The following is a 25,407-nucleotide window of genomic DNA, read 5'->3' as shown; positions in this document are numbered from 1 at the left end:
GCCTACATCAGCCCCTCGATCGTCCGGTCAATACGCATCGCAACCCCGCGCACATACGCCAGTACAGCCTTGGCGTCCTGCGGGAACTCATCTCCCGCGTTCGCGTGCCGGGCGATCTGGTTGACGTTGTTCGACACCCGCGCCAGCAACGTATGGATCGCCATCAGTTCGGCCATCGCCGCCCTGCGCTCGGTCGGCGTCTCCGAGCCTTCCGACAGCGCAGCGGTCAGCAGCAGGTTCGGGACCGTGACCTTCTGCCGGGCAGCCTTCGCAACCAAGGCCGCTTCCTCCTCCGCCGTCACCCACACACCGCGGCGCTTCTTCGACCCCGCCGGAGCATTCGCCCGCCGCCGCTTCGAGAGCCTGGAGCGCGGCTTCTCACCCTCTTCAGACACGCACTCCTCCAATCCCTCAACAGCACAGCACTTCAAAAGCCCAGCGCAGCGACCCCGAAACCGGGAACCACACAAGCCAGTGTGCCAAGCGAACAACCACAGTGCCGTGAGCGACACACCATTTACGGCCCCGTAAATGTATAGCTTGCTCCGCCGAAGTCGGCTTAGCATCCTTTCCGGGGTCAGGCGCGTCTGGGGTTGGGAATTGGGCCGCCGCTGCGCGTCGCTCCCCCAGAAGCGGCCTTCGCTGTGGTTACGGTGGGGGCATGCCAACCATTGATATTGAACAGACCCGCAACCAGGCCCGCGCCCTGCTGGATTCGCGGGTCGAGTCCGTCACAAACCTGGTCAAGACCAGGCAGCGGATCACCGACCTGCGCGAACAGCTCGCCGACGCCGAACGTGAAGACAAGCGCGCCTACGTGCGCGCCACCAAGGACGGGTGGAGCCCCGAGGAACTGAAGAAACTCGGGCTCGAGTCCGGCGCCGCGACGCGCCGCCGGAAACCGGCCACTACCCGATCAATGGCCGATGGTTCGCCGTCCTCTGACGGTGGGGCTACCGGGGCCGAGTAGTCTTGCCCCTCGCCCACATGGGCACGGCAAAAGCTAACTCCTCCGGGCTTTTCCCGCACCCAGGTGGACGACGGGACCCACCCCGACCGGCTGCACACAATCGCCAGCTCACCACGGGCGGGAAGGTCACCCCCGGGACCGGCGACTGTGCACAGCCTGGGAACGCACGCGGTCACCAACGGGCCGGTTTCACATGGGCCAACACCGCCGCTGCCGACGAACCAAAAGGGCGGCAGCGTTTCTTTCAGCCGGGACAATACACGTCCAGCACCGAGGGGGCGGCGTGGGACGGGAACCGGAACCGTCGGTGGTGGATGACTTCTGGAGCTGCGGTGTTGGCTTTGGCCACCACCAGTTGACGCACACGCGCGTGTTCCTGGCACGGGGCACCATGAGGCAACGGGGCGCCAGGAGAAGGTGTGAAGACGACGAAGGCCGGCACCCGTGGGTGCCGGCCTTCGAGCCGCTCGTCGTCTGAATCTTCTTCTAATCGTCGGCGGGTGCGTCGCTTTCGGGAATCTGGCCAGCTGCGATGCGCTCGGCGGTCTTCTCATAGGCGGCGTCAATGTACGCTGCCAGGTCGTCTTGGCGTACCCGCCAGATCCCGCGGCCGCCGAATTGGGCTGCCCGCAATTCCCCGCTTTTCACCAGGGCATAAACCAGTGGTTTACCCAGGTTCAGGATCTCCTGGACTTCGTCCAGGGTGAGCATCTTTGGGAAGGGCGCCGTGCCGGGCACGGCCGCTGTGGTCGCTTCTTCAGTCCGTTTCGCCACGGTTTATGGTTCCTCGTTTCGGTGCTGCATCTCATCCATTGTTCTCTGTCCGCGGCGCAGTTCGCCGGCCTTCACGGCCGGCCACGGCTTGCCGCCGTTGTACTTGCGCTGCAGCCGCTTCACCTCACGCATCGTGGCCCGGATGATGAAGTCTGACACGCTCGCATCACCCTCCGCCTTCCCGGCCGCGACAAACGCTGCACGGACCTGCCCCCCCTGCTCCTCGGTGTAGTAGGGCGTGAAAGGGCCGACCTTCCGCGGCTTCTCTGCCATCGCTCCGAACCGCTCTTACTTCACCGCACGCAAGGCATTGGGCCAGGGATGCAGACTGTCCAAGTAACCTGGGCGCAGCGTCATGGAACCGTCCGGCGTTTCGCGGATATCCGAGTGCTGGTGGCTTCCGCCGGCACGAGCGATCCCAGCCAGCACCAGGTCCGGGTTCTCCCTGTCCAGCCCCGGCACAACCTCGCCCAAAACCACCGGAACATTCTCCGCGATAGAAGCTGCGATCAGCAGGGACGGGCGCTCACGGCCGGAGAGCACCCCTACCTCTTCCGGGATCGATTCAAAATCGATCCACGCCCGCACCTTGTGAGGCCCCTCCGGGTCCTCACTGATGTGCACCCAGGAGTTGCCGGGGGTGGCATAACGACCACCGAAAGCGCGAAGCAACAGCTCAGTGGCCGCCTCGATCGTGTTGTAGGAGCCCCTGGCCCAAGCGCGAAGGTCATCTGCATGCGTCATTGTCATGTCCTTAGCTCGTCTGTCATCGGGCGGCGCGGTCGAGGGCGGCTTTGGCTTGGGCGATGGCTTGCTTGGCTTCGCTGGCAGCACGGCCTTGTTCCGCGGTGGGTCCGGTCCCGGCCTGCCAGTCGGAACGGAGCTCGTCTTCCGCGTCCCCCAAGAGCGAGAAAGCGCCGGCGCGCATTTCTTCAAAGGTGGGCAAGTTCTCGGCCATTCGGGATCCAGTCATTGAAGGGTAAGAGTGAAGCCTGTCGGGGTCAGCGTATCTGCTGACCCCGACAGGGTGCAGCGCTTTAGAACGAGGGTTCGGCGGACCGAGCCGCCTGGGCGTACCCCGCCCCCGCGGCGTTCTTGCCGAACCAGGGGTCATCGTCGGCGTAACCGTCGTCGCCGGTTTCGCTCAACGCCTTGACCCGGTCCCGCCAACCGATACGCGGGGCCTCACCACCCGGTGCTTCTTCCCGTGCCGGCGCCCCGTCCTGTACCTGAGGTTGATCCTGGACCGGCCGCTTCGCTTCCGACCCAACAGCCTGAGCCGCCGCATACCGAAGAGACAGCCCGATCTCGTCAACCTCGAACTCGATCACGGTGCGCTTCTCCCCCGCCTTCGTCTCGTACGTGCGCGGCTTCAGTCGGCCGCTCGCCACCACGCGGCTGCCCTTAGTCAACGAAGCTGCAACGTACTCCGCCGCTTCCCGCCAGACCGTAGACCGGAGGAAAAGAGTTTCGCCGTCCTTCCACTCACCAGAGGCCTGATCGAAGACGCGCGGCGTCGATGCAATAGTGAAGTTCGCGACCGCGGATCCCGAGGGGGTGAAGCGCAGTTCGGGGTCGCTGGTGAGGTTGCCGATCACGGTGATGGTGGTTTCGCCTGACATGGTTTCGTTCCTGTTCTCTTTGGTTTCGTATGGCGATGTTGGGGCTGGATGGTTACGGCGCTGTCGAGGCCCACGTCACGAGGTCCGCGTCGTACAGCTCCTCCAGCCGGAGGGACATTCGTGAGCGGTAGATCTCGGTGAGCAGTCCCCGGTTGCCGGCCTGATACGGCGGCGCGTCCGGGGTGTCTCCGGGCAAGGTGGTGTCGGAATTGTAGAAGCGTTCCTCCGCTCCGCCGGCGGGTTCGTCCAGGAAGGCCAGGGCATAGGCGGCGGCGCGCAGCTCGGGATCGTGCCGGAACTCTTCGGGGGCGTGGTGCCGGTCGAGGATGGCGGTGATGGTGGTGTCCTGGATGCTCATGCGGTGGCCCCTTTCCGGGCATGGTGGTTGATGGAAGTGGTGACGAGCTTGTCCCGGCGCAGGCCGCACCAGCGGTCCTGCTCATCAGAGTTGTTCACCACGACCGGCGCCTGGGAGAAGCCCAGTTCTTCGGTGATGTACTCCAGCGCTGCCGGGACTTCGGTGATGTCCACGGTCGTGTAAGTGATGCCCCTGGAGTCGAAGTAGTCCTTCGTCTTGTCGCAGTTGCGGCAGTCGGGCTTGGTGTAAACCGTGTAAGCGGTGGGTGAAGCAGTCATTTTCAGCACCTGGTTTCGTATCAAATAAGTTTCGTTCGTCTGGCTGACTTGCTACCTCAATTCTAACAATCATTCACGTGAATGAATAGCTTTTTCACCGTTTATTCTAGGGATTTTTCTCGCCAGTATTCTGTAGAAAGAAGTGGGATTTCTTCCTCCTGAACCATGGGTACTGTCGATTTCAGAAGCTGACTGCACTTATGTCAGAAGTCCTCTGCACTTCACCTGATTAGAGGTGGCCAAATCCGCCACTGTCAGAAGCTGGCTGCCTGCTCAACCTAGACGGTACGACTGACCGGTCAGCGACCGGCGGGATAAGTTTGGTGACTATGGCACTCACTTCGGCGCAGCGGTCCGCGCAACGGTCACTTGTTGGTCTCATTCGGGGCTGGTAGCGCCGTCGTCAGTCGCAAAGAGGGACTGAGCATCTGGCGTGCGCGAGGTAGCGAGGAATGGCAGGTCAGCGTGGACGAGATTACGAATCATCTTGACGTTCTAGAAGTGCCTTACTCAGTTACTGTTGTCCTGCGTCCAGCGCACGGCAAACGACCCCGACAGGCAGGCTTCTCTGTCCAGGTGGAATGGGATCGGCTTGACTCCCTGGTGCGTTGGGTTCCTTCACTTCGTGTGCTCATGGGTGCCGTTGAAGAGAGCCCTGAGGGCACCGAGTAGAAAGCAGCGTTCAGTTCATGCCAATCGATAATAATGACAGAGGGGCACAGCTTCGTGAATATCTGAACGATGCCCGCGAGGCAATCTTGTGGAAATGTGAGGGCTTGACTGATGCCCAGGCACGTACTCCCCTGACTCCGACAGGCACCCATGTCATGGGCTTACTGCTCCACCTGGCCGTCACCGAATCCCAGTACTTCATTGCATGTCTTGGACGGGAAGTTGAGAACCCCGTTATCCGGTGCGTTGTCCAAGCCGAGGACACTCAGGCAGCCTTCCTCCCGCCGCCGAATATGACGCTGTTCGATGCGGTTAAGATCTATCGGGAGACAAACGTCGCAGCCGATGCAGTGCTCGACGAACTGGAGCTGGATTCACCAGCCGTGGTGCAGTGGTGGATAAAGCATCGGCACACTACGGTGGAACGCCTTCTGGTGCATATGATCGCCGAGTCTCACCGTCATGCCGGACACTTGGACATCGTGCGCGAGCAGTTGGACGGTTTCATCGGTTTGCGCCCATCCGCGCCGAACATTCCAGACCTCACGCCCGAGTAGTGGGATGGGCAGCGTCTGCAGATCAGCGAGCTAGCCGACGGGGCTTAGGGCATCGTCGGGCATTTTGGGCTTTGGCAGCTGCGAGGCTATCCGAGACTGGTGGCGACTGTCGGCGGACCGGCTAACGGGCACACATTCCAGTCGTGTACACATGGAGCATGGGACTAGAAGTTCAAGAATCCGACCGGGGCGATTGCCTATTCTGCGGCATCGTTGACCGAGATCCCGGAGACCAAATTTTCTTTGCCGACAATGACGTCGTGGCTTTTCTCGATATCGCTCCAGCGACTCGAGGGCACACCTTGGTCGTGCCACGCATACACGCGGCCACCGCGTTCAATGTGGGAGGTGATGAATTTTCAGCCACAATGCGAGGCGTCTGGAGCGTTGCTAGCATCCTCAAGCGACAGCTGAATCCCCAAGGACTGACCCTGATTCAGAGCAGCGGCGAGGCGGCATGGCAGGATGTGTTTCACCTGCATGTTCACCTCATTCCTCGATATCAAGGAGACGGCCTCGTCCGACCTTGGGGTCAGGTTCCGAGCAAGCCTGAGGCGGTTGGACAGATAAACAATTCACGCGCTCTAACCCTCGACCTGCGCCGAGCAAGCGGCTACGAGGAGTAACCCGCCCGCTGAAGGATCCCCCTACTGACCGCCGAACGTCCAACTTGCCTCGAAACCTTAGGGCTTCGCGGCATGTCTGTGCATTTGTGAATAGGAGTACCTGGCGAAAGGGACTTTGTGCATAGGAGTACCGAACAGCTAGTGGTCACAAGCCCTCTGCATTAACCCTGAAACTCCAGGGAACTTTGTGCAGCCAGCTTCTGAAAACGACATACGGGCAGCGATTCCCGCCGCCGGCCCTGTGGTCATCCCCGTAGGTTCGCCAAAGCCGCAGCCCCCATGTGCCTGAGAAGCTCTAGCCCAACCCCGTCACGTGCGCACCCAAGGTTTTAGTGACAGCGCGAGTAGGTATGGTCCCTGCTGAGAGAAAAACCGGCCCACATCCCACAGTGCGCCGCGCCGCGCCGCGCATGTCTTGGATCAGGAAGGAACGGGCCAAGCGGTAGGCGCCAGTTAGGTTAGGTCCCTGGTGGACACTCCCTCGTGGTGGCCGCCTACTGCTCACCCTGGGCCCGCGGGCGGCGTTCCTTAGTCTTCGTCTCGCGGGCTTGGCTCAATTCAGCGCGCAGTTGGTCGATTTGGCGGCTGTAGGTCTCGTGAAGGTCCTTGACGCGTTGTTCGCCATGGGCGCGCTCACGTTCGACGTCGGCCTTGGCGGCTTCACGCTCCGCCGTCAAGGTCGCCACGGTGCTGCGCATATCGGCTGTAGCTTCGCGGGTGGCCTCAAGGTCGGCGCGCACTGCCGCCAGCTGACGCCGCGCCTCTTCGGCTGCAGATTCCTCGCGGTCAGCGCGTGCCCGCTCCGCCTCGGCGCGGCTCTCGGCCACTCCGGTACGTTGCTCTGCCTCAATTCGGGCCCGTTCCTCTGTCGCGGCCCGTTCTGCGGCTGCGTTACGTGCCTGTTCGGCCAAAGTCAGTTGCCCACGGAGTGCTTCAAGGTCGGCCCGCAGCCCGGCATTCTCGGCTTCCGCCAATTCCCGATCGTTGGCGGCCGAGGCGTGGGCCTGCGCGAGTTCATCGGTGAGTTGCTGAGCCTGGGACAGGGTGGCGTCCAGGTCCTGCTGGCGGCCTGACAGCTCCTGGGTGAGGTCCTCGCTCGTTCGCGTTGCTTCTTCAGCTGCCGCATCAGCTTCGGTCTTCTCGGCCTCCGCCCGGCGCTGAGCCTGCTCAGCACGGGTAGCTCTCGCGTTCGCGGCTGCAACCCGCTCGGCAGCTTCGCTGGCTACTGACTCAATCTGAGCTTCCGCCGCCTCGGGATCCCCCACGGTGCGAAGTTCCTCAAGAAGTGTCGCGAGCTGCTGGCCCAGGTGCTCGATCATCCCGCTGACCTGACCCGTGATCTCACTGGCACGCTGACGCGCGGAGTCGACAGGGCGAGCCTCTGCGCCCCGGGAAGCGTCCCCCTGAGGGCGCTGCCGTGCCCGCCAAGCCGAGGCGCGGTTATGCGCAGGGTCGTCACAGTACTCCGGCGGACGACCCGTGCCGGCCTCGCCTGCCATGGTCGGCCGCTGACAGCCCGGGTAACGGCAAGTGCGTGCGTCCACTTCAACAATGCTGTCGCTCATAGTTTCACCATACCGTCTTTCGTTCCTTAGCGGAATACATAAACGAATAACGTAACTAAATACGAAACAAAACTATACGTGTTGGGGTGCGTCCTGCCGCCGACTACTGTCGTCGTCCCGTTGGTTTCCCCAAGGCCGCAGCCCCCGCCTGAGAAGTCCCCGGACCGGTGGGGTGATGTGCGCACCTGGCTTGAGTGGCAGTGCTGAATAGGGGGTGTCCCTGCTGAAGGAATCCCTGTCGCAGCCCTTGATGTCCCGGCAGCCCAACTCTTGGACCATGGGCAGCAAACCCTGGGTCAGAGTCCAGTCAGCCGGGCTGGCAGCAGCCAAACCGATTGAGAACAACGCTAATTTGAAAAGTAAGCATGCTTGCTATTAGTTTGGTGTTAGCTTCTCCGCACGTCCCCCATCTTGCGGAGTGGTTGCCAGGGAGGCCCCGCCACTGCTCGTGCTGCGGGGCTTTTCGCTATCCACATGTGGGCAGCAAATGCAGGAATCGGAACGGCAGAGGGAGTATGCAATGGCTCACAGCGATATCGAAACGTACTACGAAGACGGTTCGTGGAAGAACAAGCGTGAGGGCGCTGACCGTGCCTTCGGTGCCGGATACGGCACCAAGGATGAGGCGGCAGCTGTCGGCCGGGATACTGCGAAGGCGGACAAGGTGGAGCACGTGATCAAGAACCAGGACGGTCAGATTGGTTCCAAGAACAGCTACGGCAGCGATCCCCGGAACGTTCCGGGCTGACTGCTAAGCCACCCCCTTGGCACTCCGGTGTCCTGGGGACACAAGAAGGGCCGGCTCAAAATGAGCCGGCCCTTCTGCGTTCTCCTCGGCAAAGGAAATCAACGGATTCAGCCTAGCTGAATGTTCTCGGTGGTGCCTGCCGTTGCCAGGTGAACGTTGTTGTCCCTGGAGCGCGGCACCTGGTGATGCGAGGGAAAAGGTGCGTGGATCGGCGGTCCGCCGCTGATGAGTGGCTGTTGTGGTTCGCACCGGGCGGCGGACCGCCCGACTTCTGAAAGGTTCCGGGCCCTTCCGTGATGTGTGGCCGGGGGGTCTTGCCGGGCGGGGTTTCCGCCCGGCAAGGGTGTTTATGCGGCCGCGTCGTCCTTATCTGGCTTCTGGCCGTCGAGGATGATGTTCTCGACCTCGCTGGGGGTGTATCCCCACGTGACCAGCTGGTTCAGGTGGTCCCGGTTGGTTTGGCTCGGTGACCGCCATGAGTCTTTGGCGATGGTCTTTTCATACCCTGCGCACACCAGTGCGATCAGGGAGAACTCGGGCCGCGCTTCGGTTTTGGCGACGTGGTCCCGCAGCGGGTTCCATCCCCACCGGCTGGTCACTTCGACCTTGGCACCAATCATTTCGGCGGCGACTTTTCCGTCGTAGCCGCTGGCGGTTTCGCAGTGGTGGGTGATGGCGTGGACGGTGAAGTATTGCCAGCCCTTCGGTGCCTGCTTCCTGGCCAGCAGGGTTTTGACGAACTCCCGCCGGACCTTTGTCGCTGATTCCATCGCCTTGTTGTTGGCAATCAGGGTCTTCCGCTCCGCCTTCTGTTCCTCGGTCATCGGACCCTTCTGGGCCTGCGTCCCGCCGTTGTAGCGTTCATACTTCGGGGTGAAGCCCAGTTCCTTCCAGTCGCTGATGACGGGCTCGGCCCTGTGTTCACCCCGGTAGTCGGTGCTGATGATGTAGGCGTTGGCGTCCTCATCGGTCGCCGGTTCCCCGTCGGCTCGCTTGGCCGCTGAGACGTACAGGTTCTCCTCGTCGGCGTAGTGGCCGGCGTCCTCGAGGATGGCCTTGCCCTGGGCGATGAGTTCTTCGATCAGCGCGGCAAGCTGGGCCTTGGATTCACGGTCGTCCCGGAGCTTCTGGGCGATGTGGTCGAAGTACTGCGGCTCGTCACGGATTACCGATGCGAGTTCCTCGATGGCGTCCTGGTCCCCTTCGAACTCTGCCATCACCAAGGCCATGTCCAGGGTGTAGCCGCTCTCGAGGGCCTTGGTCCCGGTGGTGGATGCCTTGGCTTTGAGCGCGTTTTCGACCTTGTCCTTGGTCCTGCCGGTCTTCTTGGCGATCGCGGCCGCCGAGACGCCGATCAGGGACAACTGGTGGTAGGCATCTGCCTCGTCGGCCTCGGTCAGCTCGGCGCGCTGGATGTTCTCCACCACCTGCGTCACGATGCGCTCGGCTTCCTCGGGTGAGTCGATGAGCAGGACCGGGATGAGGGGCCGTTCGGCTTCGACGGCGGCGCGGGTGCGGCGCTGGCCCATCAGGACGTGCACGGTGCCGTCGTCCTTGCGGTGGGCGACCACCGGTTCCATCACGCCGTGTTCCTTGATGCTGGCGATGAAGTCAGCGGTCAGGGCGGCGTCCTTGCGGACGTTGATGTCCACGGTCAGGGTTGCCGGGTCGAGCATTTCAAGCGTGGGTGTCGCGTTCATGTGGTGTTGCTCCTTTTGCAGAGGAATGTGGTGGGTGGGGCGGCTTGTGGTGACCGGCCAGCTCCCCCTTCTCCCCCCGTTGTTTTTTGGCTGCTGGCGGAGCTTGCGGAGCTGTGCCCGACGCAGGCCCGTCTACCCGCAGGGCAAAGGGCAGGAAATTCCTGAAGGAAATCAGCGAGGAACGAGCGCCGGAAGGACATTTCCTGCCCCTGCAGGCCCCGACGAAGGAGGGGCTAGAAGGGGTGGAGCGGGCACGTACGATCCGAAGGAATCTCAATGATGTTGTCAACGGATTCCTGCAGGTCGGTTAGGGGGGCGGTCCTCTCCCGATCGGTGCTTCTGGGTAGGGCTCGCGGGACTTCTGTTGGCTCATGGTTGTGTTCCTTCCAAGTGGGTGGGGCGGCTTTGGTGACCGGCCAGCTTCCCTTCTCCCCCGGTTGTTTTTTGCCTGCTGGCGGAGCAACGCGTAGCTGTGCGCGACGGAGCCGGGGCAACCCGAAGGGCAAGCAGCGGATGGATTGTGGGAGGAAATAAGCGAAGCGCCGACACAAGGCATCCGTTGTGCAGCCGTCCGCAGGACGGTTGAGCCGGTGGAGCGGGCACGTACGATCCGCAGGACAGCAGCAAAAAACGTCGTAGACAGACAAGTTCAGGGGCGTCCGGAGCTCTGCGACGGCACCCCCTGAACCCAACAGCCGGCCGCGAAGCGGACGCCCGCCAGCTGGATGAAGCGCAGCGAAAACCAGTGCGAGCCCTGCGAGCATGCAACTGTCCCTGAGTAGGGTGGGGGCATGAGCGATCCAGCTCCACACCCTGGTCGCGGCAGTGAGGCTCGGCGCGGCAGCGCGTGGCCGTCACCACTGGTCCGCCGGGTCCTGGCTGTGGTCTTCACTGTTGCCGCAATCGGCTCGGTGGTGCTGGTGGCCGTGGACCTGATCGTTGGTCGGCCAGCTGCCGGCGATCTGTTTATCGCCTTCCTCAACACCCTGACGGCCGTAGTGTTGTGGCGAATAAGCTCTGAAACCAGGCGGACATGACGAGGGCCGGCCTTGGCCGGCACTTTGGCAGGTGTTTAACGAGGTGAGGCCGGCCCCTTGGGGCCGGCCTCAGTTTTTCCCTCAGCAAAAGGAAACCTGGTGTGCAGCGTCATTGCTGCGGAAGTTAGTAGTCCAGAGGGGATTTTTCCCAGGAGATGTCCACGGCGGAAGGTGCCTGTTGCTGGATGGTCAGCATGGACAATTCCAGCATGTCCTGGGCGTGGGTGGCGCCGGCGGGTGCGGCGTCGTCGTCCGTGAGGATGAAGTCGTGACTCAAGTGCTGCTCCCTGGCGTGAGTGGTGTCGTTCCACTCTCACTGTAGCCCGGCAGCAGGTGCTGGGTGTTGTTGGGGGTGCTGCGCCCGCGTCAGCGTGATCGGCGGCCGGAGGAGCGCCAGCGGGGGAGGCCGCCACCGCGCCTGGGGGCCGAACCGTTGCCGGTCCGGCCCCCATTGCTTTTAGCGGTGCCGCTGGTAGGCGGTGTCCGGGTCCTGTGCGACCGGGGCGATGGTCCCCCGGCTCACCAGCTGTTCCATCAGCCCAGCGAGTCGGTAGCCGGGGCTGACCTCGATTGCGAGGTTGAAGTGCTCCGCGGCCACGGAAGACTGGCCTTTTAGATAGGACAGCCAACCAATCAGGGTCAGCAACGGAGCCCGGTAGTGTTCAGGTGTCGTTTCCATCAGGTCCCGTGCCAGCTGCTGTGCCCGGTCGACCCGCTCCCAGTCCGGTGTGATTCCCTGGCCGATCAGCAGGTCTCCGCTGTCTTCGGCATCGGGCAGTTCCGGGTCGATGACGTTGCAGAACAGCACGTCACGCAGGTCCGGACGCTGGAAGCAGGCCACCAGCTCGACAGCTGTTTCCGGGTCGGTCCAGCCGTCACGGGTCAGGGCGTCTGCCCACAGTTCCCGGCCGGTGTGCAGCCCTCCGGCGAACACCCCGTAAACGGCCCGACGGATCCGGTCGGCAGTATCCGCCGGTCCTGTGTAGGGCGGGTAGGTGGTGCCGGGGGCCTTCTGGTAGCTGCTGCCCCGGAACACCAGTTCCGCGTTCAGCTGCCCGTCCGTGATGGATTCCAGCGGTTCGGGAAGGCAGCACCCCGCCTCGCTGTTGCACAGCAGGTTCCGCCAGTGCTCGGAGGTGACGAGCCACGCGTCCTTGATGGGGGTGTGCGCTGCCTCAAATTCCTGGATGACAGCCTCGACGTATTTGTGGAACGGCCGCGGCGCGTCACCGGCCGGGGTGTCCGTGTAGACGGCCAGCAGGACGGAAGTCGCCTGCGTATCCACGGCGAGATAGTCGACCATGGAGCGGGCGAAACCTGCGGGATCCGCAAATAGTGGGGCGTCAACGCGGAGCGTGGCGCCGAGGGCGTTCCCGCGCATGGTCAGGAACACGAAGGACTCGCGGGGCACGAAGCCGAGGGTGTGCGGGATGAAGCCGAGGATGTCGGCGGGGCTGGAAATGCGGATTGCGTCGTTCATGGTTTGAAAGTCCTTTGCTGAGGAATTTGGTGGGTGGGGCGGCTCAGGTGACCGGCCAGCTTCCCCTCTCCCCCGTTGTTTTGGCTGCTGGCGAAGCTTGCGGAGCTGTGGCCGACGGAGGCCTGTCTACCCGCAGGGCAAGGACCGCGGAATCTGCGGAGGAAATCAGCGACGAAGGAGCGCCGGAGCCGATTCTGCGGGCCGCAGGCCCCGACGAAGGAGGGGCTAGACGGGCCGGAGCGGACACGTACAATCCGTCAGGACAGCAGCCAAAACGTCGTAGACACAACAGGGCCAGGGCGGGACGGAGCTCTGCGACGGGCCGGCCTGGACCCAACAGCCGACCGCGCCAGCGGACGCCCTTTCCTTGGTGAGCCCTGCGAACCATCAACCAGCACCCCGGTACTTCCCAGGTGCGTGCAGCGGCTGGCGGGACGCGCCACCCGTGGTTCCCACCCGATGTCCCGGGCGGTTGGCGGTCCGCCGCCGGCAACCAACCACCAACGCCGGCCACGGGCGGCGGACCGCCCGCGGTGACCGGCCCCGGGAAGGGACCGGCCACACCGCGTCGTTCTAGCCGGCGAGCAGCTCGGTGAGTTCTGCCGCGTCGGTGACCAGCACCGCGCCGCCTTCCTTCAGGAGCCGATGGCAGCCTGCCGAGTTGGCGGAATGGACGCTGCCGGGGACTGCGGCCACATGCCGGGCGATAGTCTCGGCGTGGTGCGCGGTGTTCAGCGCGCCGGACCGCCACCGAGCCTCGACCACACAGGTCACACCGGCAAGGGCTGCGATGATGCGGTTCCGCTGCAGGAACCTGTACCGGGTCGGGGCGCTTCCCGGCGGGAGCTCGGAGAGGGTCAGGCCGTTGGCGCGGATTGCGGCCGCGAGGTCCGCGTTCCCGGACGGGTAGTCCCGGTCCAGGCCTCCGGCCAGCACTGCAATCGTCGCCGCCTCGGTTCCTTGGTGGCCTGCCAGTGCGGCACGGTGCGCGTGCGCGTCGATGCCGTACGCCAGCCCGGAAACAACGCAGATTCCACGCTGCGCCAGGCCGTAGGCGATATCGCCCGTGACTGCGGCGCCGTAGCTGGTGCTGTCCCTTGAGCCTGTCAGGGCCACGCATTGTGCGGGGTTGGGGATTCCGTTCTCAATGTTGCCGCGGTACCAAAGGCCCCATGGCGCGTCCGGAAGATCGTTCAGGCCTGCGGGCCAGTGCTCATCGTCGGGAGTGAGAAATCCGCCGCCGAGACGTTCAATGATGGCCAGGTCCTTTTCCGGGTGCAGATCCGGGATCCGCGGCGCCCAGCGGCGCAGACCCTCGGCCAACTCCTCCGCCGTGACATCCCAGAACGGGACGGCGGCCTGGGCGCCGGTGGCGATCTTCAAGGCGGCGCCCGCGCCATGCTTGGCGACCAACGCCCGTCCAACGATGTCGCCGGGCTCAAAGAGGCGGGTCAGGGCGGCGCGAGCGATACGGTCTTCGGTGGTGTTCATGGTTTTGTGTCCTTTGCTGAGGATTCGGTGGGTGGGGCGGCTTTGGTGACCGGCCAGCTTCCCTTCTCCCCCGGTTGTTTTTTGCCTGCTGGCGGAGCAACGCGTAGCTGTGCCCGACGGAGCCGGGGCAACCCGAAGGGCAAGCAGCGGATGGATTGTGGGAGGAAATAAGCGAAGCGCCGACACAAGGCATCCGTTGTGCAGCCGTCCGCAGGACGGTTGAGCCGGTGGAGCGGGCACGTACGATCCGCAGGACAGCAGCAAAAAACAGAAAAACGCTTCTCCAGCCCGAGCGAAGCGAGGTCCGATCCCCTAACCCAAGCGCTGGATTGGCGAGGCTGGAGACGGTGTCAGCCGTTACCCGCTCTTCAGGAGCACCTACGGGGTGCTGTTCTGGCGCGCAGCGAGGGCCTGCTGGTGGCGGTAAAGCGTTGCGCGGCTCCAGCCCACGAGCCGGGCGGCGTCTTCCGCGGTACGGCCCTTCGCGCGGGCGTCCTGGGCGATCGCCAGCTTGTCCGCGATGACGGCAGGGTCGGACACAGGCCGGCCGAAGCGGGTTCCGTTCTGCCTGGCGGCCGCGATGCCGGCGTTGACACGTTCGATGATCAGCTCGCGTTCATACTCGGCGAGGGTGGCGAGCATGTTCAGCATCAGCCGGCCCGTCGAGGTCGCCGGGTCGATGCCGTCGGAGATGGATCGGACGTGGATGCCGCGGTCGCGCAACAGGGTTACGGTGTTGAGCACATCGATCAGCGACCGGCCTAACCGGTCGACCCGCCACACCACGACGGTGTCGCCCTCCTCGGCGTATTCGAGAAGTCTTTTCATTCCGGGCCGTTCGATGGCCGTCTTGCTGCCCGAAGTCACGTCAGCGAAGACGTCGCGTTTTTGCACACCGGCGGCGATCAGCGCGTCCAGCTGCAGCTGGGCATCCTGACTGGAAGTACTGACACGCGTATATCCCAGATGTCTCACACGGCCATTCTCACTCGAAGTCTCCCGGACTCACCCAGGTGAGAGGATATTCTGGCATCGATGGAGCGCAGCCTCTTTGGTTCTAAGCCTCGGCCGTCGTCAGTTGCAGTAGGACACTGGCTCCGGCCGCGAACGTGAGTGCCGGATCCCAGGCGAGTGCGGTTTCAACCTGTTCTTAAAAACCTTCGTTTCCGAGGAGACCTCGTTGTTGGTCTCCCATGCTGGTGTCTTCCGGACTTCGGTTTCATTCGAATCGTGTAGCCGTCATTGGGGTGGTGCCCCGGATGAGTACGAATGTTGCGGTGACCGATCCGAGAGCCAGGAGCAGGCTGAGTCCCAGCGCGATGAAGTAGTCGGGCGCCGGCCAGGTCATCCGATAGGTGTCGTCGATGAAGGTCACCATCAACCAGGCCACAAGGAATCCGAGGCCGACCGAGAGCAGCAGGACGGTCAGGAGCGGGACTGCTGCTTCACGGGTGATTATCCGGCGCAGCACAGACACCGGCATCCCCATCAGTCGCATCAGACCCAGAACCCGCTTCCGGTCCAGAACTGCGGAGGCAGTAGCGACAGCCAACGACAGCCCAGCGATTGCGATCGCGACAAACATTCCCAAATAGGCGAGCACCGCCAAGCCCTGAATCAGGCGGGTACTGGACTGCAGCTTTGAGTCCGCCGGAGAGGCAGCCGGGACGGCCGTGATGCCTGAACTGTCCAGTGCTGTCCGGGCCCTGTCCATAGCCTCGGGCGTCCCGTCGGTGCTGATGAGAATCACGACCGGCCACAGGTCGTCCAACCCGGTAGCGGGAGCCGGCATGAGGGCCAATGGCTGGGTTGTCCAAGAGTAGAGAAACGAGGCATCAACGGTGACGGTCTCTACTGCCGGGATGTCCTCGAACCCGAGACCGGGGGCGTCCTCGGCGCGAAGGTAAATTTCCGGGCCAGCGCCCCTTTGAGAGAAGGCAGCCGGGCCGTACCCGACGGTGGCGCTGCGGATCCCTGGCAGTTCCATTGCCTGACGGGCGGCCTCCAAGGCCTGGGCAGGAGTGTGTCCGGTGCCCACGGTGGCATGGAGGCTGGTGGGCTGGAGCAGACCGGGCCGCGCCGGACGCTCCTCAGTGGACTCGATGATGCTGGATCCTCCCGCGAAAACGGAGACGACGAACACGGCGATCACGAGCCCTGATACGGAACGGAAGGTTGCCACCGGCGTTTTCTGGATCCGGCTGGCGGCGATGACTCCCGCCGCACTCCGCGCCCAACGAAGCCCGATCCTGCTGACCAATCGGGTCAGCCAAGGGCCGATCACCACAAGGCCGACGATGACCAAGAGAAAACCGCCGATAAGGAGCGGTGATTCCAACCACGTCAGCCGCACCTCCAAGACCCTGATCATAAGTACGGCCGTTACCATAGCGGCCAGACCGGCCAGCAGGGGCACTGCCCGCCACAGGGTGGGTGTTTTTTCGTGCACGGACCTCGTCACGCCCAGCGGGCCAATGCCTGCGCGGGCAGTGCGGTGCGCCGCAACGAGTGCCGAGGCCGCGACCACCACGCCGACGACGACGACGGCCGCCGCCCAGCCGGTTGTCAGGTCGGCAGCGAACATCCTAGTGCCGTTGACCGGTATCTGCGCAGCCGCCGGCCTCAGAACAATGGCCAGCAAAACGCCCAGCAAGGCCCCGATCAGACTGGGGACTGCGGTTTCCAGGGCAGCGATCCGGGAGACAACCTGTGGGGATGCACCAATGAGGCGCAGCGTTGCGAAGCGTTCCCGGCGCTGGGCAGCGCCTAGGCCGGTGACAATGCTGATCAGCAGCAGCACGGGGAAGAACACCGCAATGGCCCCGATGGACAGCACCGTGTTGTAGGCGGCCGCGCTGCCCCCGTACGGGTTGGTCGTAAAGTCTGACACCATTACAGCCCTGCCGTTCTGGCGGAGTTCGGCTTCCGCCGCTCCCGTGACGACGATCAGAGAATCAGGTCCAGGCAAAGCAGCCTCGTCGATTGTGCCGGCAAACGTCCCGAAGCGGCCGCCAAGCTCATCCCGCGGCGTTGACTCGATCAGACGCTGCAGCGCCGGGGATGCATAGTAACGGCCCGGTTCCGGCGGCGTGCCGATGCCGGGGATCTTGACGGTAGTCGAATCCAGGGCCGCGACGGCGCGGTGGTTTATCAGTTGGTCGCGGAAGACCACCACCGGGTTAGCCTCCATGAGCACTGCGTCGGCTGTCAGCGGCACCGGCGTCCCCGGCCCTGAAGAAGCCGGATCCTCCGTTACAGAGGCGGCCACGGACGGATGCCCGGTTTCGCGCAGCCAGGCACCGCGGCCATCCCGTGCGCTCAGGCCGTTGGCGCCACCCCACAGCAACAACAACAGACATACTCCCACGGCAACCCCTCCGGCAATGCCGGCGAGCCTGCCATAGGACGACCGGCTGCCAGCGACTGCCAGTTTGAACAATCCGGGATTCACGCGGACACCCGGTATCCGGCGCCGATTGCGCCATCACGCACGATGACTTCCCGGTCGGCGTATGCGGCGGTTCGCGCGTCGTGGGTGATCATCACCACGGTGGTGCCCGCTTCGCGGACAAGCTCGAGCATAAGAGTCAGGACGTTCTCTGATGCGAGGGAATCCAGCGAACCCGTGGGCTCATCGGCGAACAACACGGCAGGGGACGTCACCAGCGCACGGGCAACGGCGACGCGCTGGGCCTGGCCTCCGGACAGTTCACCGGGCAGCTTGGCGCCCATCCCGTCCAGACCAAGGCGTTCCAGCAGCTCTGCGGACCGGCGCAGAGCCTCCGGCCGCCGGGTCCCGGCCAGCAGCAGCGGGATGCTGACGTTATCCACCGCCGTTAACTCCGGCAGCAGCTGACCAAACTGAAAGACGAAGCCAAAATCAGTCAGCCTCAGCCGTGCACGTTTCGGCTCCCCCAGAGCACTAATCTCCATCGGTGACCGCCCGGCGGGACGGTAAGTCACCGAACCGCCGTCCGCCACAAGAACACCAGCCAGACAGTGAAGCAGCGTGGATTTGCCGGACCCGGACGGACCCATGACGGCTAATACTTCCCCTGCGTGGACGTCGAGGTCCACGCCCCGCAAGGCCTCAGTCTGCCCGAAGGAGTGATGCAGGCCGCGGGCACTGAGGATCGGTGCAACGATGTCATTGGTGCTCATACGCTCTGGAGCTCCTTCTTGAGTTGGGTCAGACGGGCGCTGGTGAGGTCGATCCAGCGCAGGTCAGCTTCGATGTGAAACAGGCCGTGATCGCACATCAGAACCCGCAGCAGGTCCGTGTCTTTTTTCAGCCGGGTCAGTTCTCGCATCCGGGCCATGTGTTCACCGCGCTGCACATCGAGCAGCCGATCGGCGTCGTCATCGAGCAACAAGGCGATAACCGTCTTGGCAAAGAGCTCGCTTTGCAAGGACTCCGAGGGAACGTCGGGAGTGAATAACCACTCGCGCACCCTGTTCTGGCCGGCCACTGTGATCTCGTACTTCTTGCGGTCCGGACCGCCTCCGGTCTCCTCCCCCAAGGCCTGGATCAGCTCGTCGCGGACCATGCGCGCCAGAGTGGAATACACCTGCCCAAAGGCCAAGGCCTTTCCTGCTCCGAAGTAGCGGTCATAAGAGTGTTTGAGGTCGTAGCCGTAGCTCGGCTCGCGGCTCAAGAGGCCCAGCAGAGTGAGGGAGTTGTTCACCCGTCAATCTATACACTGAGTGAATAGTCTGACGCCAGCTATACATCCCATGGGCGTGGCCGTGTCGCAGCCCGGAAGCAAAGTGAAGGGGGTCCAGGGCCGGCGGGGCGCGACGGAGTTGCCTAAATGCGAGTTCAGAGGACTTCTGATATTCCCTGCATACGACTTCTGAACTGACATCGCCGACCAAGCGGCACTATGAGGACAATTGGCTCGAAAAGCCCCTCAAGGACCCGCCGCTGAGACAATTTACGGTGAGAGGCGTTTCCGAGACGTCGCCACATGCCAGTTTTTCAGCTGTGCCGGAGCTTCTCGCGCTGCCCGCACCCGTGTCTTGAGAAGCTGTTGTTTATCAAGACACAAATTTGAGTGCGCAAGTCAGTCGTTCGGGGGCGTGTGGTGCGGTTGACTAGGCTGGCCTAGCAATGTCGTGCTCGACCGGGAAATGCTTGTGGGGGATTGCTTATGTCAGATGACTACCTGGGAGCCCGGCTGAGCGTCGGGATAGCCGGATCGTTCGGGATGCTTCACTACGCACTCTTTGCGCTAACCACTTCATCCGGCATGACCAGGAGCGGCCCTGCAGAGCAGCCGTCGAACACTTCTCTTACCGAGGACATGCTGACACGAGGCTTCAGGCGGGCGCAACAGTGACTATGCGGACATCGCCTTAAAGGCTCAACCAGCCGATGGCAGCATCCTGTGTCGTGCCTCCACTGACGGCACTCTTTCCTTGTGGCTCGAGGACAATCTGGTTTGGTCTGAGCGTCTTGACTCAAAAGACGAGCAAACTGCCCTGTGGATACAAGCCGCACGGACTAAGGAAATCACTCTCATTAGCGGCGACTATCTCCTGATATCAGGGACTGACGTTGATCCGACAGCCGCTGCCGATAAGCGGACCTTGGTGATGGCCAAGATTCCTATTGCTTGGACCTAAAAGGTCGCTGAACGGGACATTCTGCACATACTCGTTCACCCCCGAAAGCGGCCATCGTCGCGTCCGTGCATAGCTCATAGAGTTCAAGGGCCGACGCTACAGCCTGGCGTAGGCCCAGCCGTCCCATTGGCGCCGTGCGAGGTGGGCGATGGCTGCCGGCACGGTGCCGACGCCGGGGGCCAGGTCTTTGTCTTCCATGCCTGCCGAGCGCATGCTGTTGCCGCAGGCGAGGATGCCCACGTCCAGTTGTCCGGCGTTGGTGATGGCCTCGGCGGCGGCTGAATTTTTGGCGAGGAGCTTAACCCCTGGCCCCTGGACCACCACTTCAATGCCGGTTCCCTGGCCGAGCGCGGCGCGGGCGTTGGCGGCACTGCGCAGGACAGCGGCCAGGGCTTCCTCCTCGAGCGGGCCCGCGGAATGGATGAGCAGTCCGGGGCCGGCCTGCACAGTCTCCGGAACCGTTGCGTTCGCGGACATCCCTACTTCGCCGTTTCGCCCAGGTCGGCGAGGGCCTTTCGAAGGCGGGTCCCGGCGTCGTCGGCTACTTCCTTGACGGATGGGGCGGCGCTGAGCTGGACCATGGTCTGGGGGTCGATGGCTTCCACCGTGGTTATCTCTGCATCCCTGTTCCGGCGCACGACGACATTGCACGGCAGCAGCGCGCCGATTTCCGGTTCCGCGGCGAGGGCGCGGCTGGCCAGGGCCGGGTTGCAGGCACCAAGAATGACATAGTCGCCAATGGCATCGGCGGCTTCGGCGCCAAGCTTGGCCTCGAAGGTGGAACGGACGTTGATCTCGGTAAGGATCCCGAACCCCTGAGCGGACAGGGCATCCCGGGTGCGGTCCAGGGCCTCGGCCCACGGAAGGTCAACGGTGGCGGTCAGGGTGTACGTCATGGTTCTCCTTGGGCTGCTCGGCAGTTGGTCTGGTTAGGCGAGGGAGAGGAAGAGCTTCTCCAGGTCTTTCTTGTCCATCGTTGCGTCCTTTTGGACGATGCACTGTTCAAGGCCCGTGGCGATGATCGCGAACCCGGCCCGGTCCAGCGCCTTGGACACCGCTGCGAGCTGGGTAACGACGTCCTTGCAGTCCCGGCCTTCTTCAAGCATGCGGGTGACAGCGGACAGCTGGCCCTGGGCGCGCTTGAGGCGGTTGATGACTGGGGTCAGTTCTGAGGGATTGAGTTCCACGGGTTTCTCCAAAGGTCGAGGGCTTACATTCATTCTATACCCCACGGGGTGTTTTGACTACCCCCGGGGGTATCTGTAATACTCGGTGAGGTATCCACCCGACCCCTTCCGAGAGGCCAACCATGACTTCCCCTTCCACGGCAACCACCGTCACCGCCCTTGCTCCTGAAACCCTCCAGTCCTGGTTCAAAGAGCACCAGGACCTCGTCGTGATCGATGTCCGCTCCGCCGCAGAGTTCGAGTCCATGCACATCCGCGGCTCCTACAACGTGCCGCTGCCGCTCTTGTCCGAGCACACCGACGAACTCGCCGCCCGTCTCGGCTCCCGCGTAGTCCTGGTCTGCCAGTCCGGCGTGCGCGCCGAGCAGGCCCGCCAGCGCCTTGCCAAAGCCGGAATCGACACCGCCTACGTCCTGACCGGCGGCGCACCCGGCTTCGCCGCCGCCGGCGGGGACGTCGTCAAGGGCAAGGACCGCTGGGACCTGGAGCGCCAGGTCCGCCTCGCCGCAGGGTCCCTCGTGGTCCTGGGCCTGGCCGGCGGCAAGTTCGTCTCCCCGAAGATCCGGACCCTCGCCGGGGTCATCGGCACGGGCCTGACCTTCTCCGCGGCCACCAACACCTGCGCCATGGGCAAGGCCATCTCGGCCATGCCGTGGACCACGGCCGCCAAGGAACCCACCCGCGAAAGCGCCATCCTTGCCCTGCCCGCCGTCAGCAACAAGAGCACGGAAGCCGCAGCCTAATGACCCTCACCCTCGTCCTGGTTCTCGCCCTGTCGGTAGTCATCGGACTCTCGCTCGGCGTGCTGGGCGGCGGTGGATCGATCCTGACGGTCCCGATCCTGGTGTATGTGGCCGGGTTTGAGGCCAAGGAAGCCATCGCTGCGTCCCTGTTCGTCGTCGGCATCACCTCCGCGGTCAGCGTGATCAGCCACGCCCGCGGGGGCAGGGTGATGTGGCGGACCGGCCTGATCTTCGGCGCGGCCGGCATGGCCGGCGCGTTCGTCGGCGGGCTGTTGGGCGGGCACATCCCCGGCCAGATCCTGCTGATCGCCTTCGCCATCATGATGGTGGCCACCTCCGTGGCCATGCTGCGCGGACGGAAGAAGAAGAACGACGACGGCGCCGCACCGGTCAAGCACGAACTGCCCCTTGGCAGGGTGCTGCTGGACGGTGCCGTGGTCGGGCTCATCACCGGGCTGGTGGGTGCCGGCGGCGGATTCCTCGTGGTCCCGGCCCTTGCACTGCTCGGCGGACTGCCCATGTCCGTGGCCGTGGGCACATCCCTGGTGGTCATAGCCATGAAGTCCTTCGCCGGGCTCGCCGGATACCTCACCACCATCCAGCTCGATTGGGGCATCACCCTCGGGGTGACCGCTGCCGCCATCGTTGGCAGCCTCATTGGTTCGAAGCTGGCCGGCCGGATCCCCGAAGCTGCCCTGCGCAAAGCGTTCGGCTGGTTCGTCCTGGCCATGGGAACCTTCGTCCTGATCCAGCAGGCACCGGCAGACCTGCGGTGGTTCATCGCCGCCGGAATTGCGGCCCTCACCGCAGCCACCGCAGGCATCTGCTGGTTCTTCATCAGCTCCTGCCCCCTGCGAAACCGCACCGGCCGGCGCAGCAACATCCCTTCACCCGCTTGAACCAACCCCCACCCAAGGAGAACATCATGGGCTTCATCAGCTCCCTGAAAAAAGCCTTCAGCAAGCCCTACACAACGGTTTCAGTAGCTGAGGCCAAGGAACTCCTGGCCTCTGGTGCCGCGCTGATCGATGTCCGCTCCGCCCAGGAGTGGCGCTCCGGACGGGCTCCCCAGGCAAAGCACCTCCCGCTGGACGGGCTGCAGACCAGCACTGCAGGAATCAACAGGAACAAGCCCGTGATCGCCGTCTGCGCCTCCGGGGTCCGCTCCGCATCGGCGGCACGGCTTCTGGCCTCGCAGGGCTACCAGGCCTACTCCCTGCGCGGCGGAATGGGCGCCTGGCGCGCAGCCGGCGAACCTGTCCGCTAACAACTGCCCACTATTTCGAAGGAGAAACACCATGGCTGAAATCACCATCACCGAGACCGAGCAGCGGCGCACCACCGCCCGCATCCTCGATGTCCGCGAGGACTTCGAGGTCGAGGAAGGCATGATCCCCGGCGCCCTGCACATCCCCATGGGCCAGCTGCAGGCACGCCTGTCCGAACTGGACCCCGCAGTGCCCGTCATCGCGGTCTGCCGCAGCGGCAACCGCTCAGCCCGCGTGGCGGACGCCCTCAACGGAGCCGGCTACAGCGCCGACACTATGGCCGGCGGCATGATCGCCTGGACCCGCGCCGGGCTCCCCACCACCTGACACTCCCCCGCCACGCACCACAACTCCCGAAAGGACACGAAAGACGATGGCAACCATCGACCTCACCGAAAAAAGCTTCGCCGAAACCCTGGAGAGCAACGAGATCGTCTTCGTTGACTTCTGGGCAGCATGGTGCGGCCCCTGCCGCATGTTCGCCCCCACCTACGGGAAGGCCGCAGAACGCCACCCGGACATCACCTTCGCCAAGGTGGACACCGAAGCCGAACAGGCACTGGCCGCCGCAGCGAACATCACCTCCATCCCCACGCTGATGGCCTTCAAGGACAAGACCCTGGTCTTCTCACAGCCCGGCGCCCTCAACGCCACCGGCCTCGAAGAAGTCATCCAGGCCGTCAAAAACGTTGACATGAACGAACTCCGCGCCCAGGCCGGCCCCCAAAGCCTATGACGGCAATGCCAGGGGACCTTGCGTACCGCACGGTAACGGCAGACGAACTCGCCACCGTGTGGCCCCAGGCCACACTGGTGGACGTGCGGAGCCGTGAAGAACATGCGACCGCACACGTCCCGGGGAGCCTGAACATTCCCCTGGACGAATTGCCCTCCCGGCTCGCCGACCTGCCCGGCGGCACGCTTTACCTCATGTGCGGGTCAGGAAAACGCAGCAGCCAGGCCGCGCGGATCCTTACCGACCGCGGATACCAGGCCGTCAACGTGGCTGGCGGGATCACCGAGTGGTACCGCAACGGCCACCCCGTCACTTACCAGCAAGCCCCCGAAAACCCGCCCCGGCAACGGCAGGGGCACCCCCCGGCCGGCCCGTGCAGACTGCTCCACAGGCTATTACGCAGGAAAAACACCTAGGCCCCAACCCACTTGCTAGATACCCCCGGGGGTATCTATACTGGATGCAGAACAAACCCCCAAACCCCTTTCAACCAAAGGAGAGCACCAGATGCTTATCGAGCGCATTTACGATGAAGACCTCGCCCAGGCCAGCTACCTGATCGGCTGCCAGGCCAACGGCACCGCCGTTGTTGTCGACGGCCGCCGCGACTTCGCCGTCTACCAGGAACTCGCTGAAAAGAACGGCATGAAGATCATCGCCGTTACCGAAACCCACATCCACGCCGACTACCTGTCCGGCACGCGCGAACTCGCCGCCGCCACCGGCGCGAAGATCTACGTCTCCGGTGAGGGCGGGCCGGACTGGCAGTACGAATTCGACGGCGAACGCCTCTACGACGGCGACAAGATCACCATCGGCAACATCAGCATCCAGGCAGTGCACACCCCGGGCCACACCCCCGAGCACCTGTCCTTCCTGGTCACCGACGGCGCGTTCAGTGACCAGCCCGGTTACCTGCTCTCGGGTGACTTCGTCTTCTCCGGCGACCTGGGCCGGCCGGACCTGCTGGACGAGGCAGCCGGCGGCATCGACACCCGCTTCGAAGGTGCCAAGCAGCTCTTCGCCAGCCTGCGGGACAAGTTCCTGACCCTGCCGGACTACGTGCAGGTCCACCCGGCCCACGGCGCCGGCAGCGCCTGCGGCAAGGCCCTGGGCGCCATCCCGTCCTCCACCGTGGGTTACGAGCGGCTCTACTCCTGGTGGGGCCCCTACCTCGCCGCCAACGACGAGCAGGGCTTCATCGACGAGCTCCTCGACGGCCAGCCCGACGCGCACGCCTACTTCGGCCGGATGAAGCGCGAAAACCGTGAAGGCCCCGCCGTCATGGGAGAACGCGCTCCGCTCAAGGAACTGGACACCGCTGACGTCGCAAAAGACCTGGCGGCGGACAAAGTCACCTTCATCGACACCCGCCCCAACAGCGAAGTCCACGAAGGCACCGTAGCCCGTTCCCTGAACGTTCCGGCAGGCAAGTCCGTGGCCAGCTACGGCGCCTGGGTAGTGAACCCCGAGACCGACAAGAACCCGCTGGTACTCCTGGCCCAGGACCAGGAACAGGCCATGGACATGTGGGACCACCTGGTACGGGTCGGCATCGACAACGTCGCCGGCTACGTCACCAGCATCGAAGGGCTCCCCATGACTACGCCGAAGCTGATCCAGCCCGAAGAGCTGCAGGGCCTTGACGCCGCCATGATCGTGGACGTCCGCAACCGCAGCGAACACATCGCAGGGAACATCCCCGGCTCGTACCAGCTCAGCGGCGGCCGTGTCATGTGGCACCTGGACAAGCTCCCCATCGAAGGCACCATCGTGACCTACTGCCAGTCCGGCGTCCGGAACTCGGTGGCAGCCAGCGCCCTGCGCCGGGCCGGGTACGACGTCGTCGAACTCGACGGCAGCTACGCCGCCTGGGACGCCTTCCAGCAGACCCGACAGAACGCCGTCTCAGCAAAGTAAACCCCTAAGACCGCCCGGGCAGGACCCCCCTCCTGCCCGGGCCCGCCCGG

General features: G+C 64.0%; 33 protein-coding genes. 13 read left to right on the top strand and 20 right to left on the bottom strand.

All coding sequences use genetic code 11. From position 1 onward, the window contains the following. Positions 1-2: 2 nt before the first annotated feature. Entirely contained in the window at positions 3-395 is a 393-nt protein-coding gene (locus M8J71_RS10950; RefSeq protein ID WP_256247946.1) for a MobC family plasmid mobilization relaxosome protein, read from the bottom strand. A gap of 266 nt (positions 396-661) precedes the next feature. Here M8J71_RS10950 and M8J71_RS10945 point away from each other — a divergent pair, with 266 nt between their 5' ends. Further along, entirely contained in the window at positions 662-970 is a 309-nt protein-coding gene (locus M8J71_RS10945) for a hypothetical protein (RefSeq protein WP_256247945.1), read from the top strand. 283 nt (positions 971-1,253) lie between these two features. Then, the gene (locus M8J71_RS10940) at positions 1,254-1,448 is read left to right on the top strand and encodes a hypothetical protein (RefSeq protein WP_256247944.1); all 195 of its coding nucleotides are present in this window, start codon (positions 1,254-1,256) and stop codon (positions 1,446-1,448) included. Positions 1,449-1,456: 8 nt separating this feature from the next. Here the strand turns inward: M8J71_RS10940 and M8J71_RS10935 are convergent, their stop codons facing one another. From M8J71_RS10935 to M8J71_RS10905, 7 genes are all read right to left on the bottom strand, one after another. Then, positions 1,457-1,744: a helix-turn-helix domain-containing protein gene (locus M8J71_RS10935; RefSeq protein ID WP_256247943.1), complete on the bottom strand. Its 288-nt coding sequence runs from the start codon at positions 1,742-1,744 to the stop codon at positions 1,457-1,459. 3 nt (positions 1,745-1,747) lie between these two features. Next, positions 1,748-2,017: a ParB family protein gene (locus M8J71_RS10930; RefSeq protein WP_256247942.1), complete on the bottom strand. Its 270-nt coding sequence runs from the start codon at positions 2,015-2,017 to the stop codon at positions 1,748-1,750. A 15-nt stretch (positions 2,018-2,032) separates the two neighbouring features. Continuing rightward, positions 2,033-2,488 (bottom strand): hypothetical protein, encoded by a 456-nt coding sequence (locus M8J71_RS10925; protein ID WP_256247941.1) that lies wholly within the window; start codon positions 2,486-2,488, stop codon positions 2,033-2,035. 22 nt (positions 2,489-2,510) lie between these two features. After that, on the bottom strand, positions 2,511-2,702 hold the full coding sequence (locus M8J71_RS10920; protein ID WP_256247940.1) for a hypothetical protein: 192 nt from the start codon (positions 2,700-2,702) through the stop codon (positions 2,511-2,513). A 79-nt stretch (positions 2,703-2,781) separates the two neighbouring features. Beyond that, the gene (locus tag M8J71_RS10915) at positions 2,782-3,366 is read right to left on the bottom strand and encodes a single-stranded DNA-binding protein (protein ID WP_256247939.1); all 585 of its coding nucleotides are present in this window, start codon (positions 3,364-3,366) and stop codon (positions 2,782-2,784) included. A 52-nt stretch (positions 3,367-3,418) separates the two neighbouring features. Further along, positions 3,419-3,724 (bottom strand): hypothetical protein, encoded by a 306-nt coding sequence (locus M8J71_RS10910; protein ID WP_256247938.1) that lies wholly within the window; start codon positions 3,722-3,724, stop codon positions 3,419-3,421. Beyond that, complete coding sequence (locus M8J71_RS10905; protein WP_256247937.1) at positions 3,721-4,002, bottom strand: glutaredoxin family protein; 282 nt, start codon at positions 4,000-4,002, stop codon at positions 3,721-3,723. The genes M8J71_RS10910 and M8J71_RS10905 overlap by 4 nt, the downstream gene beginning before the upstream one ends. A gap of 689 nt (positions 4,003-4,691) precedes the next feature. On the opposite strand from M8J71_RS10905, the gene M8J71_RS10900 reads away from it, so the two are divergent. Then, positions 4,692-5,231, top strand: coding sequence for a DinB family protein (locus M8J71_RS10900; RefSeq protein ID WP_256247936.1), 540 nt, complete (start codon positions 4,692-4,694; stop codon positions 5,229-5,231). Between the two features lie 158 nt (positions 5,232-5,389). Further along, positions 5,390-5,857 carry an HIT family protein gene (locus M8J71_RS10895; protein WP_256247935.1) on the top strand — a complete coding sequence of 156 codons (468 nt, stop codon included), beginning with the start codon at positions 5,390-5,392 and terminating at the stop codon, positions 5,855-5,857. 494 nt (positions 5,858-6,351) lie between these two features. On the opposite strand, the gene M8J71_RS10890 is transcribed toward M8J71_RS10895, so the two are convergent. After that, positions 6,352-7,176, bottom strand: a complete 825-nt coding sequence (locus tag M8J71_RS10890; protein ID WP_256247934.1) for a hypothetical protein — start codon at positions 7,174-7,176, stop codon at positions 6,352-6,354. Between the two features lie 766 nt (positions 7,177-7,942). Between M8J71_RS10890 and M8J71_RS10885 the strand changes: the two genes are divergently transcribed. Next, positions 7,943-8,170, top strand: a complete 228-nt coding sequence (locus M8J71_RS10885; protein ID WP_256247933.1) for a DUF2188 domain-containing protein — start codon at positions 7,943-7,945, stop codon at positions 8,168-8,170. Between the two features lie 347 nt (positions 8,171-8,517). Here the strand turns inward: M8J71_RS10885 and M8J71_RS10880 are convergent, their stop codons facing one another. Continuing rightward, a complete protein-coding gene (locus tag M8J71_RS10880) occupies positions 8,518-9,870 on the bottom strand; it encodes a ParB/RepB/Spo0J family partition protein (RefSeq protein ID WP_256247932.1) in 1,353 nt (450 codons plus the stop codon). Positions 9,871-10,661: 791 nt separating this feature from the next. Here M8J71_RS10880 and M8J71_RS10875 point away from each other — a divergent pair. Continuing rightward, a complete protein-coding gene (locus M8J71_RS10875) occupies positions 10,662-10,907 on the top strand; it encodes a hypothetical protein (protein ID WP_256247931.1) in 246 nt (81 codons plus the stop codon). Positions 10,908-11,031: 124 nt separating this feature from the next. Here the strand turns inward: M8J71_RS10875 and M8J71_RS10870 are convergent, their stop codons facing one another. The 10 genes from M8J71_RS10870 to M8J71_RS10825 form a co-directional block, all read right to left on the bottom strand. Continuing rightward, the gene (locus M8J71_RS10870; protein ID WP_256247930.1) at positions 11,032-11,184 is read right to left on the bottom strand and encodes a hypothetical protein; all 153 of its coding nucleotides are present in this window, start codon (positions 11,182-11,184) and stop codon (positions 11,032-11,034) included. 180 nt (positions 11,185-11,364) lie between these two features. Next, positions 11,365-12,387, bottom strand: coding sequence for a DUF4192 domain-containing protein (locus M8J71_RS10865; protein ID WP_256247929.1), 1,023 nt, complete (start codon positions 12,385-12,387; stop codon positions 11,365-11,367). 573 nt (positions 12,388-12,960) lie between these two features. Further along, positions 12,961-13,878: a DNA-processing protein DprA gene (dprA, locus tag M8J71_RS10860; protein ID WP_256247928.1), complete on the bottom strand. Its 918-nt coding sequence runs from the start codon at positions 13,876-13,878 to the stop codon at positions 12,961-12,963. 378 nt (positions 13,879-14,256) lie between these two features. Beyond that, the gene (locus M8J71_RS10855; protein WP_256247927.1) at positions 14,257-14,853 is read right to left on the bottom strand and encodes a recombinase family protein; all 597 of its coding nucleotides are present in this window, start codon (positions 14,851-14,853) and stop codon (positions 14,257-14,259) included. Between the two features lie 244 nt (positions 14,854-15,097). Then, a complete protein-coding gene (locus M8J71_RS10850; RefSeq protein ID WP_256247926.1) occupies positions 15,098-17,329 on the bottom strand; it encodes an FtsX-like permease family protein in 2,232 nt (743 codons plus the stop codon). Then, complete coding sequence (locus M8J71_RS10845) at positions 17,326-18,039, bottom strand: ABC transporter ATP-binding protein (protein ID WP_256247925.1); 714 nt, start codon at positions 18,037-18,039, stop codon at positions 17,326-17,328. The genes M8J71_RS10850 and M8J71_RS10845 overlap by 4 nt, the downstream gene beginning before the upstream one ends. Then, entirely contained in the window at positions 18,036-18,563 is a 528-nt protein-coding gene (locus tag M8J71_RS10840) for a PadR family transcriptional regulator (protein ID WP_256247924.1), read from the bottom strand. Before M8J71_RS10840 ends, M8J71_RS10845 begins: the two co-directional genes overlap by 4 nt. Before the next feature lie 1,036 nt (positions 18,564-19,599). Further along, positions 19,600-19,980 (bottom strand): DsrE family protein, encoded by a 381-nt coding sequence (locus tag M8J71_RS10835; RefSeq protein ID WP_256247923.1) that lies wholly within the window; start codon positions 19,978-19,980, stop codon positions 19,600-19,602. Between the two features lie 2 nt (positions 19,981-19,982). Continuing rightward, entirely contained in the window at positions 19,983-20,399 is a 417-nt protein-coding gene (locus tag M8J71_RS10830) for a DUF302 domain-containing protein (RefSeq protein WP_256247922.1), read from the bottom strand. Between the two features lie 33 nt (positions 20,400-20,432). Continuing rightward, the gene (locus M8J71_RS10825; RefSeq protein WP_014920545.1) at positions 20,433-20,690 is read right to left on the bottom strand and encodes a metal-sensitive transcriptional regulator; all 258 of its coding nucleotides are present in this window, start codon (positions 20,688-20,690) and stop codon (positions 20,433-20,435) included. Between the two features lie 122 nt (positions 20,691-20,812). Between M8J71_RS10825 and M8J71_RS10820 the strand changes: the two genes are divergently transcribed. From M8J71_RS10820 to M8J71_RS10790, 7 genes are all read left to right on the top strand, one after another. Beyond that, positions 20,813-21,433: a rhodanese-like domain-containing protein gene (locus M8J71_RS10820; protein WP_256247921.1), complete on the top strand. Its 621-nt coding sequence runs from the start codon at positions 20,813-20,815 to the stop codon at positions 21,431-21,433. After that, the gene (locus M8J71_RS10815; protein ID WP_256247920.1) at positions 21,433-22,332 is read left to right on the top strand and encodes a sulfite exporter TauE/SafE family protein; all 900 of its coding nucleotides are present in this window, start codon (positions 21,433-21,435) and stop codon (positions 22,330-22,332) included. The genes M8J71_RS10820 and M8J71_RS10815 overlap by 1 nt, the downstream gene beginning before the upstream one ends. A 26-nt stretch (positions 22,333-22,358) precedes the next feature. Next, positions 22,359-22,700 carry a rhodanese-like domain-containing protein gene (locus M8J71_RS10810; protein WP_256247918.1) on the top strand — a complete coding sequence of 114 codons (342 nt, stop codon included), beginning with the start codon at positions 22,359-22,361 and terminating at the stop codon, positions 22,698-22,700. 31 nt (positions 22,701-22,731) lie between these two features. Further along, positions 22,732-23,028, top strand: coding sequence for a rhodanese-like domain-containing protein (locus tag M8J71_RS10805; protein ID WP_256247916.1), 297 nt, complete (start codon positions 22,732-22,734; stop codon positions 23,026-23,028). Positions 23,029-23,074: 46 nt separating this feature from the next. Then, positions 23,075-23,437 carry a thioredoxin gene (gene trxA, locus M8J71_RS10800; RefSeq protein ID WP_256247915.1) on the top strand — a complete coding sequence of 121 codons (363 nt, stop codon included), beginning with the start codon at positions 23,075-23,077 and terminating at the stop codon, positions 23,435-23,437. Between the two features lie 5 nt (positions 23,438-23,442). Further along, positions 23,443-23,853 (top strand): rhodanese-like domain-containing protein, encoded by a 411-nt coding sequence (locus M8J71_RS10795; protein ID WP_256247914.1) that lies wholly within the window; start codon positions 23,443-23,445, stop codon positions 23,851-23,853. 91 nt (positions 23,854-23,944) lie between these two features. Next, entirely contained in the window at positions 23,945-25,357 is a 1,413-nt protein-coding gene (locus M8J71_RS10790; protein WP_256247913.1) for an MBL fold metallo-hydrolase, read from the top strand. Positions 25,358-25,407 lie beyond the last annotated feature (50 nt).

It is taken from the genome of Pseudarthrobacter sp. R1 (assembly GCF_024494415.1).
Classification (GTDB): Bacteria; Actinomycetota; Actinomycetes; order Actinomycetales; family Micrococcaceae; genus Arthrobacter.
This window is presented reverse-complemented; position numbering and strand designations above follow the sequence as displayed.

Excerpts from the sequence above, each read along its gene's own strand:
- M8J71_RS10890 (WP_256247934.1), bottom strand. The coding sequence starts at position 7,176 with ATGATCGAGCACCTGGGCCAGCAGCTCGCGACACTTCTTGAGGAACTT.
- M8J71_RS10885 (WP_256247933.1), top strand. The coding sequence starts at position 7,943 with ATGGCTCACAGCGATATCGAAACGTACTACGAAGACGGTTCGTGGAAG.
- M8J71_RS10805 (WP_256247916.1), top strand. The coding sequence starts at position 22,732 with ATGGCTGAAATCACCATCACCGAGACCGAGCAGCGGCGCACCACCGCC.
- M8J71_RS10895 (WP_256247935.1), top strand. The coding sequence starts at position 5,390 with ATGGGACTAGAAGTTCAAGAATCCGACCGGGGCGATTGCCTATTCTGC.
- dprA (WP_256247928.1), bottom strand. The coding sequence starts at position 13,878 with ATGAACACCACCGAAGACCGTATCGCTCGCGCCGCCCTGACCCGCCTC.
- M8J71_RS10830 (WP_256247922.1), bottom strand. The coding sequence starts at position 20,399 with ATGACGTACACCCTGACCGCCACCGTTGACCTTCCGTGGGCCGAGGCC.
- M8J71_RS10790 (WP_256247913.1), top strand. The coding sequence starts at position 23,945 with ATGCTTATCGAGCGCATTTACGATGAAGACCTCGCCCAGGCCAGCTAC.
- M8J71_RS10900 (WP_256247936.1), top strand. The coding sequence starts at position 4,692 with ATGCCAATCGATAATAATGACAGAGGGGCACAGCTTCGTGAATATCTG.
- M8J71_RS10905 (WP_256247937.1), bottom strand. The coding sequence starts at position 4,002 with ATGACTGCTTCACCCACCGCTTACACGGTTTACACCAAGCCCGACTGC.
- M8J71_RS10920 (WP_256247940.1), bottom strand. The coding sequence starts at position 2,702 with ATGGCCGAGAACTTGCCCACCTTTGAAGAAATGCGCGCCGGCGCTTTC.
- M8J71_RS10875 (WP_256247931.1), top strand. The coding sequence starts at position 10,662 with ATGAGCGATCCAGCTCCACACCCTGGTCGCGGCAGTGAGGCTCGGCGC.
- M8J71_RS10945 (WP_256247945.1), top strand. The coding sequence starts at position 662 with ATGCCAACCATTGATATTGAACAGACCCGCAACCAGGCCCGCGCCCTG.
- M8J71_RS10915 (WP_256247939.1), bottom strand. The coding sequence starts at position 3,366 with ATGTCAGGCGAAACCACCATCACCGTGATCGGCAACCTCACCAGCGAC.
- M8J71_RS10810 (WP_256247918.1), top strand. The coding sequence starts at position 22,359 with ATGGGCTTCATCAGCTCCCTGAAAAAAGCCTTCAGCAAGCCCTACACA.
- M8J71_RS10880 (WP_256247932.1), bottom strand. The coding sequence starts at position 9,870 with ATGAACGCGACACCCACGCTTGAAATGCTCGACCCGGCAACCCTGACC.
- trxA (WP_256247915.1), top strand. The coding sequence starts at position 23,075 with ATGGCAACCATCGACCTCACCGAAAAAAGCTTCGCCGAAACCCTGGAG.
- M8J71_RS10835 (WP_256247923.1), bottom strand. The coding sequence starts at position 19,980 with ATGTCCGCGAACGCAACGGTTCCGGAGACTGTGCAGGCCGGCCCCGGA.
- M8J71_RS10820 (WP_256247921.1), top strand. The coding sequence starts at position 20,813 with ATGACTTCCCCTTCCACGGCAACCACCGTCACCGCCCTTGCTCCTGAA.
- M8J71_RS10925 (WP_256247941.1), bottom strand. The coding sequence starts at position 2,488 with ATGACGCATGCAGATGACCTTCGCGCTTGGGCCAGGGGCTCCTACAAC.
- M8J71_RS10930 (WP_256247942.1), bottom strand. The coding sequence starts at position 2,017 with ATGGCAGAGAAGCCGCGGAAGGTCGGCCCTTTCACGCCCTACTACACC.
- M8J71_RS10865 (WP_256247929.1), bottom strand. The coding sequence starts at position 12,387 with ATGAACGACGCAATCCGCATTTCCAGCCCCGCCGACATCCTCGGCTTC.
- M8J71_RS10910 (WP_256247938.1), bottom strand. The coding sequence starts at position 3,724 with ATGAGCATCCAGGACACCACCATCACCGCCATCCTCGACCGGCACCAC.
- M8J71_RS10815 (WP_256247920.1), top strand. The coding sequence starts at position 21,433 with ATGACCCTCACCCTCGTCCTGGTTCTCGCCCTGTCGGTAGTCATCGGA.
- M8J71_RS10795 (WP_256247914.1), top strand. The coding sequence starts at position 23,443 with ATGCCAGGGGACCTTGCGTACCGCACGGTAACGGCAGACGAACTCGCC.
- M8J71_RS10845 (WP_256247925.1), bottom strand. The coding sequence starts at position 18,039 with ATGAGCACCAATGACATCGTTGCACCGATCCTCAGTGCCCGCGGCCTG.